The sequence below is a fragment of the Nocardioides sp. Z22_16 genome, assembly GCF_058134365.1.
Genome location: NZ_JBYTTI010000003.1, coordinates 538426 through 551625, shown reverse-complemented (window position 1 = coordinate 551625; position 13200 = coordinate 538426). Strand labels below are relative to the sequence as shown.

The following is a 13200-nucleotide window of genomic DNA, read 5'->3' as shown; positions in this document are numbered from 1 at the left end:
TATGACCCACATCACAAATTTTCCCTTCCCTCTCTTGCCACCGGGTCTGCCCGGCCACAGGATCGGGGCACACCTTGGGAAGGGAACTCACGGATGACCACACGCACGCACCTCACCGCGGTCGGGCTGTTCGCCACGCTGCTCGCCCTGCTGCTCACCGTCCCGCTCGGCCTGTCCACGGCCAGCGCGGCACCGGAGAAGCAGCAGGCGCAGAAAGCCAAGAGCAAGCCGATCACGGTGATGACGCGCAACATCTACCTGGGCGGGGACATCTTCCGCCCCGTCCAGGCCGCCAACGAGGCGCTCGCGGCGGGCAAGCCGTTCCCCGAGGTGCTCAACGCGGTCGCCACCGCCGCCGACGCCACCTGGGCCAACGTCGTGGCCACCAACTTCCCGCTGCGCGCCAAGCTGCTGGCCAAGGAGATCAAGCGCTCCAAGGCCGACCTCGTCGGCCTCCAGGAGGTCGCCCTCTGGCGGACCGGCCCGGTGGAGACCGGGCTGGGCCAGCTGGCGCAGCCCAACTCGACCACCGTCGCCTACGACTTCCTCGCGCTGCTCAACCAGGAGCTGCGCAACATCGGCGCCGCGTACCGGGTGGCCGCCCTCGGCCAGCGGGCCGACGTCGAGGCACCCGCCTGGGACGCCGCGCAGCAGAACCAGCGCGACATCCGCCTGACCATGCACGACGCGATCCTCCAGCGGGTCGGCTCCGGACGCGTCCTGGGCAGCGCCGACGGGATCTTCACCACCAACCTGGAGGTCAAGCTCGGCGGCGTGCTGCCGATGAACTTCGACCGCGGCTGGCAGTACGTCGACTTCAAGTCGGGCAAGGAGAAGTACCGGTTCATCAACACCCACCTCGAGGCGGCCGGCTCCGACCTGGCGCTGGCGCAGGCCCAGGAGATCGGCAGCGCGCTGGTCAAGCCGAAGCGCACCACGATCATGGTCTGCGACTGCAACTCCGACCCCCTCGACTCGTCGGTGAAGCCGGGCGACACCGTGCCGCACAAGGCGGCCTACGACTACCTCACCGACGAGGTCGGCTTCGTCGACCAGTGGCTGGAGTGGGCGCCGGCGCGCAAGGGGTGGACCTCCGGACTCTCGGAGCTGGTCAACGACGCGACGGCTGCCGGCTTCGACCACCGGATCGACCTCGTGCTGACCCGCACCCCCAACGGCAAGGCGATGGCGGTCAAGAAGGCCGACGTCACCGGCGACGAGCTCAAGGACCGGGACTCCGCCTCGGGCCTGTGGCCCTCCGACCACGCGGGCGTCGTCGCCACGCTCAAGGCGATGAAGCCTGGGAAGGAGAAGAAGGGCAAGAAGCGCGGCTGACGCGGGCGTCCGGCGCGCGGCGTGGATCGCGGTGGCGTGCGCCGCAGCACTAGACCGCTCGCGACATGAACACGCTGTTCGGGTCCTCGACGTACCCACCGAAGCAGCGCCTTGGCGTGCCTGCCGCCTCCGGGGCGGTGTGCTGCATCTCGGCCAGGTGGGCGTCGACGGGCGTGGACGGACTGGACCTTCCCGGTTCCTCAGGAGGCGCGATGGGTACGACGCGGCCATGCGCTTCGGATACTTCCTGTCCACCGAGGAGTTCACTCCCGCCGAGCTGGTCGAGCAGGCCGTGCTGGCCGAGGTGGCCGGCTTCGACGCCCTCTGGATCAGCGACCACTTCCATCCGTGGAACGACGAGCAGGGGCAGAGCCCGTTCGTCTGGTCGCTGATCGGGGCGATCAGCCAGGCCACCCTGCTGCCGGTCACCACCGCGGTCACCTGCCCGTCGTACCGGATCTCCCCCGTCGTGCTGGCCCAGGCGGCCGCCACCAGCGCCGTCATGCTGGACGGTCGGTTCACCTTCGGGGTCGGGTCGGGGGAGGCGCTCAACGAGCACATCCACGGCGAGCCCTGGCCCACCGCCGACGTGCGGCTCGAGCGGCTCGAGGAGGCGGTCGGCCTGATCCGCGAGCTGTGGACGGGCGAGGTCGTCTCCCACTACGGCAAGCACTTCACCTGCGACAGCGCCCGGATCTACACCCTGCCCGACGCCCCGCCGCCGATCTACGTCTCCGGCTTCGGGCCGAAGGCGACCGATCTGGCGGCCCGGATCGGTGACGGCTACATCACCACCTCGCCCGACACCGAGCTGCTGGGCCGGTTCCGGGAGAAGTCCGGCGGCAAGCCCGCCCAGATCGGGATGAAGGTCTGCTGGGCGCCGACGGAGGAGCAGGGCGTCGACGAGGCCCACCGGCTGTGGGCCAACTCCGGGGTCCCCGGCGAGCTCGCCCAGGTGCTGCCCTCGCCGAAGCACTTCGAGCAGGTCTCCGAGCTCGTCACCAAGGAGTCCACCGCCTCGACCGTGGCGTGCGGCCCCGACCTGGAGAGGCACCTCGACACGTTGCAGCCGGCGCTCGACGCGGGCTTCGAGGAGCTCTACGTCAGCAACATGGGGCGTCACTACCGCGAGATGATCACCCAGTACGGCGCCGAGGTGCTGCCGGAGCTGCGACGTCGCGCGGGGGCGTGACCAGGCATGACCAGGAGGGCATGAGCAGGGCATGAGCAGGGCATGGGCAGGCCGGAGCCGGGTACGGAACGCCCATGAGCACGCATGGTGAGGACCCGGACAAGATCGATCCGACCCAGCAGTCGGGACGGCCGTTCCTGGTGATGGCGCTCTTCGGACTCATCTTCCTCGGCATGATCGCGATGCTGATCGTCTGGCTCGTCGTCCGCTGACTCGGAAAAAGGAGACCTGATGACCGAGATCCCGACCGACCCCGACGGCGAGAGGTTCGTCCCGGAGTCGACCGACCTCGAGGAGAGCGACCTGCCCCCGGCGGCGGAGCTGCCGGTCGACGACGTGCCAGCCGGCCTGGAGGAGGATCCCGAGGAGCAGCGCAACCTCGCCGACGCCGATCCGGGTCAGCTGGCCGGTGACGTCGAGGACTCGGGACCGGATCCGGGCGAGGACACCTAGGACCGGACGGCCTCCCCGCGGAGCGCGCGTGCGCACTAGAGTCCGAGCACCTGACGGCGCTCCGGGCCGTCCGCACGGGTGGGGGAGCCATGCGACGAGCCGTCGCGACCGTCGTAGTGTCCCTGGGCGCAGGACTTCTGCTGGCGTCCGCCGCCCCCGCGGGCGGGACCCTGGTGGAGGGGACGTCGGCCGGGAGCCTGGCGTCCCCCGAGGCGTCTGCCGGGGCGACGGCGGCGGCCCCGCGGCCGCCGGTCAAGCGAGCCGTCCGCGCCTACGGCGACGGTCCCCTCCGCGTCGCATCCCGTCAGCCCGGTGAGATCACCTTCCGGGCGCGTCGCGGCGACGAGGTCACCCTGCGCGTCAGGGGCACCTGTCGGGGGCACCTGACCCTGACGGACCGTCGCGGCGCACGGCGGGAGAAGCTCCACCACGTCTTCCGAGTGAGGTCGACCGGCCGGGCGACGATCGGGTTCCGCGGAGCCTGCATCGCCGCGACGCGCCTCCAGCTGACCAAGCTGCGGGGGCGGGAGGCCCCGGTGGACGGCGCTGCGGTCCGGCTCGACAGGCCCCGGCGGGGCTACCTCGACGTCGCCTGGGTCGAGGTGCCGCGCACCGGCCGGGTGAAGCTCACGGGCCGCGACGCCCGCGGCCGGGCGATCCGGACGGGCGAGCTGTTGGTCGGCGACGAGCTGCGCTGGTACGGCTGGGAGGGCGCCTCGTTCGAGCACGGGCAGCCCGTCGTCGCCTGGGACGTACGCGGTGAGGAGGACCCCGTGGTCCGGCGCGGCACGCGGATCGGACTCACCTCCCCCACCCGCGCCTGGGTCGACGCCCGGAGCGCGTCCACCCACGTCGTCGAGCTCGACGGACCGCCGGTGACCCTGCCCGCCGGACGCGGTCGGGAGCACGTCCTCACCGTGGCGCTGCCCGCGGGCGTGAGCACCTTCCTCGACTCCGAGGAGGAGTGGTGGCGACAGGGCTCCGCCACCTGGCTGCGTCCCGCGCCCACCGTCCCGGCCGAGGGCGGCACCCACCGCCTGGTGGTGGCGACCGACCCGGACGCGGCACCCCAGGACCGGACCTTGCGCGTCCGCTCCATCCGCGAGGCACCCGACCTGGTGCTGGGCGGACCGCCCGTCCGCTTCGAGTCGACCGAGCCCGGGCAGTGGTTCACCGCCCGGGTGCCGGCTGACGGACCCGCGTCGATCCAGCTCGCGGCCAGCGACGTGACCGTCACCGGCAGCGAGTGGTCCGCGGCGCTCAGCGGGCCGTGCTACCGCGACTGTCCCGGCGGCTACACCTCCGTCAGCGCGGTCAGGCCGGTCGCGACCGGACAGCTGCTGTACCGCGAGCCCTACGCGTTGCTGGTGAAGCTCGGGCACGAGGCCCGCGGTGGGCTCACCCTGACCCTCACGCGCCGTTCGCGGGACTGATCCGGGGACCCGCCCGACCCGGGGCCGTGCCTGACGGCTGGGTGTCGGCACCGCGTGGCATGCTCGGCGCGTGCCTCTCCACCTGCACCGTGCGACCAGCACCGCCCAGCTCGCCGACGAGCTGGGCGGCCTGCTGAGCACGCCCCTGCCCGACCCGTTCGAGCAGGAGGTCGTGGTCGTCCCGGTCAAGGGGATGGAGCGGTGGCTGACCCAGCGCCTCTCCCACCGGCTCGGCGCCGGCACCCGCGGCGACGGCGTCTGCGCCGGCGTCCGCTTCCTGGCGCCCTCGTCGCTGGTCGCGCTGCTGCTCGGCCGGGAGCGGGACGACCCGTGGGCGCCCGACCAGCTGGTCTGGCCGCTGCTCGAGGCGATCGACGAGTCGCTGGGCGAGCCGGGGTTCGAGGCGCTCTCGGCTCATCTGGGGCACCACGACGACGACGAGCTGCGGCGCTCCCGGCGCTTCTCGGTGGCCCACCGTCTCGCCTCCCTCTTCGCCTCCTACGCCGTGCAGCGACCGCAGCTCCTCACCGACTGGCGGGCCGGGCGCGACACCGACGGGACGACGACCCCGCTCGACGACGACCTGCTCTGGCAAGCCGAGCTGTGGCGGCGGCTGGTGGTCCACGTCGGGCTGCCCGCGCCCGACGAGCGGCACGCCCGGACCCTGGAGCGGCTCCGCGCCGATGACCCGAGCCTGGAGCTCCCCACCCGGCTCTCCCTCTTCGGCCACACCCGGCTGCCGGCGACCGAGGTGGAGCTGCTGGCCGCCCTCGCCGGCACCCGTGAGGTCCACCTGTGGCTGCCGCAGGTCTCCGCGGCCCTGTGGGACGACCTGGCCCCGACCGCGCGCGGCGGCCCGGGCGGGGTGCCCGGTCCGGTCCCGCGGGCCGAGGACGACTCCGTCGCGCGGGTGGGCCACCCGCTGCTGGCCTCGCTCGGGCGGGACGCCCGCGAGCTGCGCCGCACCCTGGGGGTGGCCACCGCCCTCGCCGAGGTGGTCGAGCCACCCGCACCGCCGGCCCCGGCATCGCGCGAGACGCTGCTCGGCTGGCTCCAGTCCGATCTCCGGGCCAACCGGGCTCCCGACGCCGCCGGCCGGGCCACCCGGCTGCTGGCCGCGGGCGACCGGTCGGTGCAGGTGCACGCCGCTCACGGCCAGGCCCGGCAGGTCGACGTGCTCCGCGAGGTGCTGGTGGGCCTGCTCCAGGACGACCCGACCCTGGAGCCGCGCGACATCCTCGTCATGTGCCCGGACATCGAGAGCTACGCGCCGCTGGTCTCCGCCGGGTTCGGGCTGGCCGACGTGGCCGGGCCCCGGCTCGGCCACCCGGCGCACCAGCTGCGGGTCCGGCTCGCCGACCGGTCCCCGGGGGCGACCAACCCGCTGCTCGCCGTCGCGGCCACCCTGGTCGAGCTCGCCCACGGGCGGCTGACCGCCACCCAGGTGCTCGACCTCGCCGGCACCGACCCGGTCCGCGCCCGGTTCGGCCTCGGTGACGACCACCTCGAGCGGATCGCGACCTGGGTGCGGCAGGCGGGGATCCGCTGGGGGTACGACGCCGCCCACCGGGCCGACTTCGGCCTCGACCTCGACGCCAACACCTGGCGCTCCGGACTGCGCCGGGTGCTGCTCGGCGCCGCGGTCTCGGGGCTGGGCCACCGCCACGTCGGGGGCACCCTCCCCCTCGACGACGTCGGCGACTCCGACCTCGACCTCGTCGGCCGGTTCACCGAGCTGGTCGAGCGCCTGCACACCTTCGTCGACCGCGCCCGGGTGGCCCGCACCGCCACCGAGTGGACCGCCGCGCTCGGCGACGGGGTGCACCAGCTGACCGCCACCTCCCCGGAGGACGCCTGGCAGTCGGCCCAGCTCGACCGCGAGCTCGCCCGCATCGCGGCCAGCGCGGGCGGCGACGACGACACCCGGCTGCGGCACGCCGACGTCCGGTCGCTGCTGGCCCACCGGCTGCGCGGCCGACCGAGCCGCTCCAACTTCCGGACCGGCACCCTGACCGTCTGCACGATGGTGCCGATGCGCTCGGTGCCACACCGGGTGGTCTGCCTCGTCGGGCTCGACGACGGTGTCTTCCCGCGGGTCGCCTCCGTCGACGGCGACGACGTGCTGGCCCGGCGCCCGCTGACCGGGGAGCGCGACGTCCGCTCCGAGGACCGGCAGCTCCTGCTCGACGCGATCGGCGCCGCCGGGGAGACGCTGGTGGTCACCTACACCGGGCGCGGCGAGCACACCGGTGCGGCGCGCCCCCCGGCGGTGCCGCTCGGCGAGCTGCTCGACGCCCTCGACCGGACCGCCGCGGAGCCGGTGCGCGACCGGGTCCTGGTCCACCACCCCCTCCAGCCGTTCGACGAGGCCAACCTCGTGCCGGGCGGCCTGGTGGGCGACGAGCCGTTCACCTTCGACCACTCCGCCCTCGCCGGGGCGGTCGCGGCCCGGAGCCCGGTCCCGGTGGTCCGCGACCTGGTCCCGGAGCCGCTGCCCCCCGGCGACCTGGTCCCCGAGGTCTCGCTGGCCGAGCTCCACGACTTCCTCCGCCACCCGGTGAAGGGGTTCTTCGTCAACCGGCTCCGGATCACCACCCCCTACGAGGCCGACGAGGCCAAGGACGCCATCCCGATCACCCTCGACGCGCTCGAGCAGTGGGACGTGGGCAACCGGCTGGTCCACGACGTGCTGGCCGGGGCCGACCCCCGGTCGGCGATGGTGGCCGAGCAGCTGCGCGGCCTGCTGCCGCCCCGCGATCTCGGGGTCGGGGTCCTCACCGACGTGGTCGGCAAGGTCCGCCCCCTGGTGGAGAAGGCGCTCTCGCTGCGCACCGGGACGCCGCGCACCCTCGACGTCGACATCGACCTCGGCGACCGACGGGTCACCGGGACGGTCTCCGACATCTTCGGCAACCAGGTGGTGCGGGTCGGCTACTCCAACCTCGGCGCCAAGCAGCGGATCGTCTCCTGGCTCGACGCCCTCGCCCTCGCGGCCGGGCACCCCGACGAGAACTGGACCGTCCACACCATCGGCAAGTACCGCACCAGCGGCAAGGTCGCCCAGGTCGCGCCGCTGCCCGAGCCCGACGCCCGCCGATGGCTGCGTGACCTGGTCGACGTCTACGAGCGCGGGCTGCGCGAGCCGCTCCCGGTGCCCCCGCGCACCTCGCTGGCCTGGGCGGAGGAGCGGGTCCACGTGCTCCGCGGCCGCGACGCCGACCCCGACGCCAAGGGCCGCCGCGAGTGGGAGACCCCCCGGTTCAGCGACAGCGGCTTCCCCAAGGAGGACGCCGACCGGTGGCACGTCCGCGCCTTCGGCGAGCAGGCGCCGTACGAGCAGCTGGCCGGCCCGCTGCGTGCCGACGAGGAGGCACTCCCGCCCCTGGCCGACGACGCGGCGGAGCCGGCGCCGCACCGCCTCGGCCACTACGCGTGGCGGGTCTGGGGTCCGCTCGTCTTCGCCGGCCACGAGCTGGTCAGGGGGATCTGATGGAGACCCCGACCCAGTTCGCCGACCAGTCGGTCACCCCACCGTCGGCGCCCCTGCCCCCGACCCCTTTCGACATCACCGGGCCGCTGCCCACCGGCACCACGCTGCTCGAGGCCAGCGCCGGCACGGGCAAGACCTGGACCATCGCCGCCCTCGTCACCCGGTACGTCGCCGAGGGGGTCGCCGGTCTCGACGAGCTGCTGGTGGTGACCTTCACCCGGGCCGCCAGCCAGGAGCTGCGCGAGCGGGTCCGGGCCCAGCTCGACGACGCCGTCGCCGTGCTGGCCGACCCGGCCTCGGCCGACCCGGCCAACGAGCTGCACGGCTGGCTGCTCGCCACCGACGACGCCGACCGGGCGGTGCGGCTAGCCCGGGTGACGGCGGCGCTGACCGACTTCGACGCCGCCACCATCGCGACCATCCACCAGTTCTGCCAGCTGGTGCTGCGCAGCCTCGGGGTCGCCGGCGACACCGACCGTGACGCCGTCCTGGTGGAGGACCTCGAGCTCCTCACCGACGAGGTCGTCGACGACCTCTACCTGGCGCGGTTCGCCGGCGAGCAGCACCCCCCGTGGGGCCACGACGTGGCCCGCCGGATCGCCCGCGCCGTGGTCGGCGACCCCCGGGCCCGGGTCGAGCCCGCCGCGGCGCTGGAGGTGGCGCCGGAGTCGGAGGCCGCCGCCCGCGTCCGGTTCGCCCGCGACGTCCTGGCCGAAGTCGACCGGCGCAAGCGCCGTCTCGGCATCCTCAGCTACGACGACCTGCTCGGCCAGCTCGCCGACGCCCTCGCCGCGCCGGGCTCCCCCGCCCGGCGGCGGATGCAGCAGCGCTGGAAGGTCGCGCTGATCGACGAGTTCCAGGACACCGACCCCGTGCAGTGGCAGGTCTTCGAACGCGCCTTCGACGGCGCCTGCACCCTGGTGCTCATCGGCGACCCCAAGCAGGCCATCTACGCCTTCCGCGGCGGCGACGTCGTCACCTACCTGCACGCCGCCGACCGGGCCACCACCCGGCAGACCCTCGGCACCAACTGGCGCGCCGACCGGCCGCTGCTGGAGTCGCTGCACGCCGTCCTGGAGGGGGCCCAGCTCGGCGACCCGCGGATCGTCGTCCACCCCGTCGGCGCCCACCACCAGGAGTCCCGGCTGGTCGGCGCCGGCGCCCCGTTCCGGATGCGTCTGGTGAGGCGCGACGAGCTCGGCGTCGGACCGAGGGCCAAGCCGCCGGTGGACCTGTGGCGCGACCACGTCATCACCGACATGGCCCGCGACATCAAGAAGCTGCTCACCAGCGGCGCCACCTGGGACGGTCGCCCCCTGGTCCCGGGCGACGTGGCCGTCCTGGCCGCCCGCCGGGTCGACCTGCAGGCCGCCCAGCGCGCGCTCGCCGACGTCGGCGTCCCGTCGGTGGTCAACGCCGGCGGCTCGGTCTTCCACACCCCCGCCGCGACGGAGTGGCTCACCTTCCTGGAGGCGCTCGAGCAGCCGCACCGCACCGAGCGGGTGCGCGCCGCCGCCCTCACCTGCTTCGTCGGGCTCTCCGCCACGGAGCTCGACGCCGGCAGCACCGAGGCCTCCGACCGGCTCACCGACGAGCTCTCCGACCAGGTCCGGGTGCTCTCCGAGGTGCTCGCCGACCGCGGGGTCGCCGCCGTGCTGGAGTGCGCCGTCCTCGACGGGATGACCGAGCGCGTCCTGGCCAGGCTGGGCGGCGAGCGCCTCCTCACCGACGTCCGGCACATCGGGGAGGCGCTGCACAAGGTCTCCGTCGAGCAGCGCCTCGGACCGGTCGGCCTGGTGGCCTGGCTGCGCAGCCAGGTGGCCGACGAGAAGCTCGAGGTGGCCTCGGAGCGGACCCGGCGCCTGGACTCCGACGCCGCCGCGGTCCAGCTCGTCACGATCCACGGCAGCAAGGGCCTGGAGTACCCGGTCGTCTACGCCCCGACCCTGTGGAACCGGTGGACCGGCTCCGAGCCCGAGGTGCCGCTCTTCCACGACGCCGACGACCAGCGCTGCCGCGACGTCGGCGGCCCCGGTCCGCACCGCGCCGACGCGGTGGCCCGGCACTGGCGCGAGGACGCCGGGGAGTCCCTGCGCCTGCTCTACGTCACCCTTACCCGGGCCAAGTCCCAGGTGGTCGCCTGGTACGCCCCGACCCAGCGCAACACCTCCGGCTCCGCCCTGCACCGGATGCTCTTCGGACGCCGGCCCGGCGGCGCCGCCGTCCCGGAGGAGCAGGCCCTGGTCGACGACGCCCGCGCGGTGGAGATCTTCGGCCACTGGCGCGACGCGGGCGGCTTCCACCCCGAGCTGGCCGCCCACGACCCGCCCGACCCCACCCCGATCGAGCCCTCGCGGGACCGGCTGGCGGCACGGGTCTTCACCCGGCGGGTCGACACGGACTGGCGCCGCACCTCCTACTCCGCGCTCTCCGCCGCCGCCTCCGCGCCGGTCGGGGTCGACGGCGCCAGCGCTCGTGGTCTCTCCGAGCCCGAGGAGGTGCCGGAGATGGACGACCAGGCCGAGCTGGGGATCCTCGCCGTCGAGCCCGACCACCCCGAGCTGGCCGCGGTCCCCTCCCCGATGGCCGACCTGCCGATGGGCGCCACCTTCGGCTCGCTGGTGCACGCCGTGCTGGAGCACGCCGACCCCGCCGCGCCGGACTTCCGCGCCCACCTGCTCGAGCTGGTCGAGGAGCACCGCGTCTGGTGGCCGGTCGACGTCGAGGCCGAGGCGTTGGCCGACGCCCTGGTGACCGTCTGCGCGAGCCCGCTGGGCCCGCTCGCCGGTGACGTGACATGGATGGACCTGTCGCTGCGGGACCGGCTCGCCGAGCTCGACTTCGAGTTCCCGCTCGTCGGGGGCGACGAGCACCGTCCCGGTGATTCGGGGCGCGGTGCGCGGCCCGTGCGTCTGGGCGACCTCGCGCCGCTGCTCCGCCGCCACCTGCCCGCCGGCGACCCGCTCCTGGGCTACGCGCAGACCCTCGAGGACGACCCCGTCCTGGCCGGGCAGGTGCTGCGCGGCTACCTCACCGGCTCCATCGACGTCGTGCTGCGGGTGCCGGTCGACGGGACCACCCGCTACCTGACGGTCGACTACAAGACGAACTGGCTCGGCGACACCTCCGCCCCGCTGACCGCCCACTCCTACCGGCCCTCGGTGCTGGCCGAGGCGATGAGCCACTCCGACTACCCGCTCCAGGCGCTGCTCTACACGGTGGTCCTCCACCGCTACCTGCGCTGGCGACTGCCCGGCTACGACCCGGCCCAGCACCTGGGCGGCGTGCTCTACCTGTACCTCCGCGGCATGTGCGGGCCGCGGACGCCGGTGGTCGACGGGTCGCCGTGCGGGGTCTTCGCCTGGCGGCCCCCGGTCCCGCTGGTGGAGGAGCTCTCCGCGCTGCTGGACGGGGAGCGCGCCGGCGGCGTCCCCCCGACCAACGGCGCCGAGCGCCGACGAGACCTCGGAGGTGACGCCGGATGAGTGACGTCTTCGAGCCCGTCGACGCCCAGGACGCCCGCCTCGCGCTCGGCGTCGAGGGGCTGCTCGCGACCTTCAACAGGGCGGGGCTGCTGACCTCCGGTGACGTCAACGTGGCGCGCAACCTCGGTGAGCTCGGTGGCGAGCGCGACCAGGCTGTCCTGCTGGCGGTGGCGCTCACCAGCCGCGCGGTCCGCTCCGGGTCGGTCTGCCTCGACCTCGCCGCCGCCGCCGAGCTGCCACTGCGCGACCTCCTGCCGTGGCCCGAGACGGCCGCCTGGGAGCGGGCGCTGGCCGCCAGCCCGCTGGTCGCCCAACAGGTGCTGCGCTGGGAGCGCGGGCTGCTCTACCTGGACCGCTACCACGAGCAGGAGACGCAGGTCCTCGACGACCTCCGGGCGCGCGGCGGCACGGCGCCCTCCCTCGACGCGACGCTCGTCCAGGCCACGCTGGAGCGGGTCCTGCCCGGCCCCGGGTATGCCGAGCAGCGCGACGCCTGCCTGCGCGCGGCCCAGCGGTGGACCTCGGTGATCACCGGCGGCCCGGGCACCGGCAAGACCACCGCCGTCGCCGGGCTCCTGGTCGCCCTCCAGGACCAGGCCGCCGCCCGTGGGCAGACGCTCCGGATCGCCCTGGCCGCGCCCACCGGCAAGGCAGCCGCCCGCCTGCAGCAGGCGGTCCACGACTCCGCGGAGCGCTTCACCCCCGCCGACCGGGCCAAGCTGACCGGGGTCCACGCCTCCACGCTGCACCGCCTGCTCCGGCGCGACCCGGGCAACAGCACCCGCTTCCGCCACCACCGGGGCAACCGCCTCCCGCACGACGTGGTGGTGGTCGACGAGGCCTCGATGGTCTCCCTGACCATGATGGCCCGGCTGCTGGAGGCCGTGCGCCCCGACGCCCGCCTGGTGCTGGTCGGCGACCCGTTCCAGCTCTCCTCGGTCGACGCGGGCGCGGTGCTCAGCGACCTGGTCCGCGGTTTCGAGGGGCGCGACGACTCACCGGTCGCCTCGCTGCGCACCGTCCACCGGTTCGGCGCCGAGATCGGGGAGCTGGCCGAGGCGCTCCGCACCGGGGACGCCGACCACGCGGTGGAGGTGCTCGGTGCCGGGCATCCCCGCGTCGAGTGGGTGCGCGACGCCGATCCCTCCTCCCGGATCCGGGGGGCGGCGCTGGGGACGGCGCTCGCCGTCCGGGACGCGGCGGAGGCCGGGGACGCGCCCCGCGCGCTGCGCGCCCTCGACCGTCACCGCCTGCTCTGCGCCCACCGTGACGGGCCCTACGGCGTCCGTCACTGGAACCGCCGGGTCGAGCAGTGGATCACCGCCGAGACCCAGGACCCGCTCCACGAGACCTCCTACCTCGGGAGGCCGCTGCTGGTCACGGCGAACGACTACTCGCTGGGCGTCCACAACGGCGACACCGGCGTGGTGGTGGCGACCCCCGCCGGGCCGCGGGTCTTCATCGACTCCGGTGGCGGCCCCCGGGACTTCGCCCCCTCGCGCCTGGGCGACGTGGAGACGATGCACGCGATGACCATCCACAAGAGCCAGGGCAGCCAGGCCGACGAGGTGACGGTGCTGCTCCCGCCGGAGGACTCCCGACTGCTCACCCGCGAGCTCTTCTACACCGCGGTCACCCGGGCCCGGGAGCGGGTGCGGGTGGTCGGCTCCGAGGCCGAGGTCCGCGCCGCGGTGACGCGCCGCGCGATGCGGGCGACCGGGCTGGCCGACCGGCTGCGCGACCGGTGAGCCGGTCGACCGGGCGGACTCGAAACCCGGATGACACACGTCTTCGTTACTGTCGTCAGCGTCG

The 13200-nt window shown here is 74.5% G+C and carries 8 protein-coding genes; all 8 read left to right on the top strand.

Annotation, left to right across the window (positions count from 1 at the left end; translation table 11 throughout):
* Positions 1–93 precede the first annotated feature (93 nt).
* The 8 genes from AC3X7R_RS11030 to recD all read left to right on the top strand — a co-directional run bounded on the left by AC3X7R_RS11030 (position 94) and on the right by recD (position 13136).
* Positions 94–1335, top strand: a complete 1242-nt coding sequence (locus AC3X7R_RS11030; protein WP_489965696.1) for an exonuclease/endonuclease/phosphatase family protein — start codon at positions 94–96, stop codon at positions 1333–1335.
* Positions 1336–1564: 229 nt separating this feature from the next.
* Complete coding sequence (locus AC3X7R_RS11025) at positions 1565–2527, top strand: TIGR03557 family F420-dependent LLM class oxidoreductase (RefSeq protein WP_489965695.1); 963 nt, start codon at positions 1565–1567, stop codon at positions 2525–2527.
* 74 nt (positions 2528–2601) lie between these two features.
* Positions 2602–2739, top strand: a complete 138-nt coding sequence (locus AC3X7R_RS11020; RefSeq protein ID WP_489965694.1) for a hypothetical protein — start codon at positions 2602–2604, stop codon at positions 2737–2739.
* Positions 2740–2758: 19 nt separating this feature from the next.
* Positions 2759–2980, top strand: coding sequence for a hypothetical protein (locus AC3X7R_RS11015; RefSeq protein ID WP_489965693.1), 222 nt, complete (start codon positions 2759–2761; stop codon positions 2978–2980).
* Between the two features lie 89 nt (positions 2981–3069).
* Entirely contained in the window at positions 3070–4413 is a 1344-nt protein-coding gene (locus tag AC3X7R_RS11010; RefSeq protein ID WP_489965692.1) for a hypothetical protein, read from the top strand.
* Positions 4414–4483: 70 nt separating this feature from the next.
* Positions 4484–7903: an exodeoxyribonuclease V subunit gamma gene (gene recC / locus AC3X7R_RS11005; protein WP_489965691.1), complete on the top strand. Its 3420-nt coding sequence runs from the start codon at positions 4484–4486 to the stop codon at positions 7901–7903.
* Positions 7903–11388: a UvrD-helicase domain-containing protein gene (locus tag AC3X7R_RS11000; RefSeq protein ID WP_489965690.1), complete on the top strand. Its 3486-nt coding sequence runs from the start codon at positions 7903–7905 to the stop codon at positions 11386–11388. The genes recC and AC3X7R_RS11000 overlap by 1 nt, the downstream gene beginning before the upstream one ends.
* A complete protein-coding gene (gene recD, locus AC3X7R_RS10995; protein ID WP_489965689.1) occupies positions 11385–13136 on the top strand; it encodes an exodeoxyribonuclease V subunit alpha in 1752 nt (583 codons plus the stop codon). Before AC3X7R_RS11000 ends, recD begins: the two co-directional genes overlap by 4 nt.
* Positions 13137–13200: the final 64 nt, after the last annotated feature.

Excerpts from the sequence above, each read along its gene's own strand:
- AC3X7R_RS11030 (WP_489965696.1), top strand. The coding sequence starts at position 94 with ATGACCACACGCACGCACCTCACCGCGGTCGGGCTGTTCGCCACGCTG.
- AC3X7R_RS11025 (WP_489965695.1), top strand. The coding sequence starts at position 1,565 with ATGCGCTTCGGATACTTCCTGTCCACCGAGGAGTTCACTCCCGCCGAG.
- AC3X7R_RS11020 (WP_489965694.1), top strand. The coding sequence starts at position 2,602 with ATGAGCACGCATGGTGAGGACCCGGACAAGATCGATCCGACCCAGCAG.
- AC3X7R_RS11015 (WP_489965693.1), top strand. The coding sequence starts at position 2,759 with ATGACCGAGATCCCGACCGACCCCGACGGCGAGAGGTTCGTCCCGGAG.
- AC3X7R_RS11010 (WP_489965692.1), top strand. The coding sequence starts at position 3,070 with ATGCGACGAGCCGTCGCGACCGTCGTAGTGTCCCTGGGCGCAGGACTT.
- AC3X7R_RS11000 (WP_489965690.1), top strand. The coding sequence starts at position 7,903 with ATGGAGACCCCGACCCAGTTCGCCGACCAGTCGGTCACCCCACCGTCG.
- recD (WP_489965689.1), top strand. The coding sequence starts at position 11,385 with ATGAGTGACGTCTTCGAGCCCGTCGACGCCCAGGACGCCCGCCTCGCG.